The following is a 2,650-nucleotide window of genomic DNA, read 5'->3' as shown; positions in this document are numbered from 1 at the left end:
AATTAGGAATAATATTTTAATTTTTTTTGCCCACAAGGGGCAAGGTTTTAAACCAATATTCATTACCCAGTCGTCCAGAATTCAATTCTGAATTCTGACTCCTGAGTTCTGAATTCTTCTTATAAATTTAAAACTTTTCATCTTTAATCCAAATATAGTAATCCTATCTGATTTGTGAAAATTCTCAGTGTCCAGATCCCCGACTTCTTTAAGAAGTCGGGGATCTAACTTTTCACGAATGATTTAGGATTGCTATTTTGATTTCCGTCGCCTTGGCATAGGACGCATCGCTTCACGGCCCAACATAAACATCCCTGTAACACCTAAACTGACAAACCAAACATATTGATACCAATATTGCCGAATCTGCTCACCCGTACTGAGTTCTGGACGCAACGTGTTTAAGTACAGCAGCAGCACTAATATCATCAGCGCCCCAAAACCAACAAAGCTTAAGCCAACACCAATTCGTGCATGTCGCAGTTCAAAATCACTAATAGTGTCTAAGTCAATTTCTGCCAATTCCTTAAAAGAATCATCTGCCAAAGATGACGTTGCTTGGAACTTATTGCTCAGTTTTGGTGGCAAAATCGGCGACAGTGTTGCTACGGTTGGGCGACGTAGTAAAGCCTCAGTATCTCGCAGCAATTCTAATGGCTTACGGGTAGTAGTTGGTTGAGCAAACTCTATGTTGTCTGTAGGAGTTGGGGCATTGGCTTTGCTTTCAAAATCCATAGTACGCTTCAGAAGAACCAGGATATACATAGCGTAGCGAATCAGGAGACAAATACGCCAAAATAATTATGAATTACGAATTATCAATTACTCGTCCATCTCTTTTAATGTAGCTAATGCCGACAGAGATAACCGACTCAAATAGCTCTGCGACTAAGGCAAAACTCTATAAGTCTTACTTTGATAGTAGTTAAATTATTATCGAGGTATCCTTGCCAATAAGACATCACATTTTCAGTATAATTTACTGATTGTGAAGATATTTTCTTGCCATCAAAGAGTAACTCTTGACAAATGACAAATGACAAATGACAAATGACAACAGTAAGCAAAAAATTTGAACCAGAATTGATTGGCAATATGAAACTCAGTCTGTGCATGATTGTAAAAAATGAAGCAGCAACACTGCCTAAATGCCTGAGCAGTGTAAGAATTGTGGTGGATGAAATGGTAGTCTTGGATACAGGCTCAATTGATCGCACTCCTAATATTGCCCAACAACTCGGTGCAAAAGTCTATCATTTTAAATGGTGTAATGACTTCAGTGCTGCCCGCAATGCAGCTCTAAAATATGTCACTGGAGATTGGATTCTGGTATTAGATGCTGATGAAACTCTCACATCAGCAATTGTACCGCAGTTGCGAGAGGCGATCGCAAGAGACGAGTACCTGCTCATCAACCTCGTCCGCCACGAAATTGGTGCAGAACAATCTCCCTATTCTCTAGTTTCCAGGCTGTTCCGCAATCATCCAGATATTCGCTTTGACCGTCCTTATCATGCCTTAGTGGATGATAGCGTGTCGGCAATTATAACCAAAGAACCCCATTGGCAAGTAGGTTATTTACCAGGAGTGGCACTTTTACACGTAGGATATCAAAAAAGTGCGATCGCTCAAAATAACAAATATGCCAAAGCAGCTACAGCAATGGAAGGGTTTCTCGCTACTCATCCTGATGACCCCTATGTTTGCAGTAAATTAGGGGCATTGTATGTGGAAACTGGGAAAATTAGCCAAGGTATGGAGTTGCTTAGACGAGGAATCATCAATGCTGAAGAAAACTACGATATTTTATATGAACTCCATTACCATTTAGGCATTGCTTACAGTCGGTTGCAAAAATCCCCACAGGCTATTTCTCATTATCAAGCTGCGATTAAATTGCCAATTTACCCCATGCTCAAACTTGGAGCATACATCAACTTGGGTAACTTACTCAAAGCAGCAGGAGATTTAAACGGTGCGAAAACTGCTTACGCCACAACTTTGAAAATTGACCCTACTTTTGTTTTTGGACATTATAATTTGGCGATGATATTTAAAGCGTTGGGTTTATTTACAGATGCGATCGCATCTTATCAAAATGCAATCGAGTTAAATCCCAACTATGCCGAAGCCTATCAAAATTTAGGGGTAGTGTTGCTGAAAGTTGGCAATCATCAAGATAGTTTAACAGCTTTTAGAAAAGCGATCGCCCTTCATGAAAGGTATAATCCTGAAGAGGCGAAAAGACTACGCCAGGGGTTGCGGGAGATGGAGTTGATGTAGATGTGAGGGGCATGGGGAGTGGGGGGCAGTTCTTGCTGTTCTTGCTGGGGGCAGAGGGAGAAGAACTAATGACCAATGACCAATGACCAATGACCAACTTCAGAAGTAGATACTTGAGGCGTTGCAGTTAAGGGTTGCTCAGGTGTTTGGTAGGCTAAAAATGAGCAATTAGCTCGACTTTATCTATTATTAGCCTTGCATCAAAATTCCTACTAAAATCTGCATCAAGATTTCCAAATCAGTTGGTACGCGATACAACATTAAATCTTGACTCACTTTCCGTTCTTGGCGATTAAAACTACCAAACTGCCAAATATCTCCAGTAGTCACAGCACCATACAAAATTGGCTCATCTGATTCTACCCAT

General features: G+C 40.5%; 2 protein-coding genes. One reads left to right on the top strand and one right to left on the bottom strand.

Going from position 1 to position 2,650, the window contains the following annotated elements; all coding sequences use genetic code 11:
* Positions 1-252: 252 nt before the first annotated feature.
* Positions 253-735 carry a hypothetical protein gene (locus tag LC574_RS34925; RefSeq protein ID WP_229458200.1) on the bottom strand — a complete coding sequence of 161 codons (483 nt, stop codon included), beginning with the start codon at positions 733-735 and terminating at the stop codon, positions 253-255.
* 360 nt (positions 736-1,095) lie between these two features.
* On the opposite strand from LC574_RS34925, the gene LC574_RS34915 reads away from it, so the two are divergent.
* Positions 1,096-2,283 carry a tetratricopeptide repeat protein gene (locus LC574_RS34915; protein WP_229458201.1) on the top strand — a complete coding sequence of 396 codons (1,188 nt, stop codon included), beginning with the start codon at positions 1,096-1,098 and terminating at the stop codon, positions 2,281-2,283.
* Positions 2,284-2,650 lie beyond the last annotated feature (367 nt).

Source organism: Nostoc sp. CHAB 5715 (assembly GCF_020829685.1).
In the GTDB taxonomy this organism is placed as follows: domain Bacteria; phylum Cyanobacteriota; class Cyanobacteriia; order Cyanobacteriales; family Nostocaceae; genus Nostoc.
The sequence above is the reverse complement of the archived record's forward strand: the minus strand, read 5'-3'. Positions and strand labels throughout refer to the sequence as shown.

Coding starts and splice junctions, on each gene's coding strand:
- LC574_RS34925 (WP_229458200.1), bottom strand. CDS start 735: ATGGATTTTGAAAGCAAAGCCAATGCCCCAACTCCTACAGACAACATA.
- LC574_RS34915 (WP_229458201.1), top strand. CDS start 1,096: ATGAAACTCAGTCTGTGCATGATTGTAAAAAATGAAGCAGCAACACTG.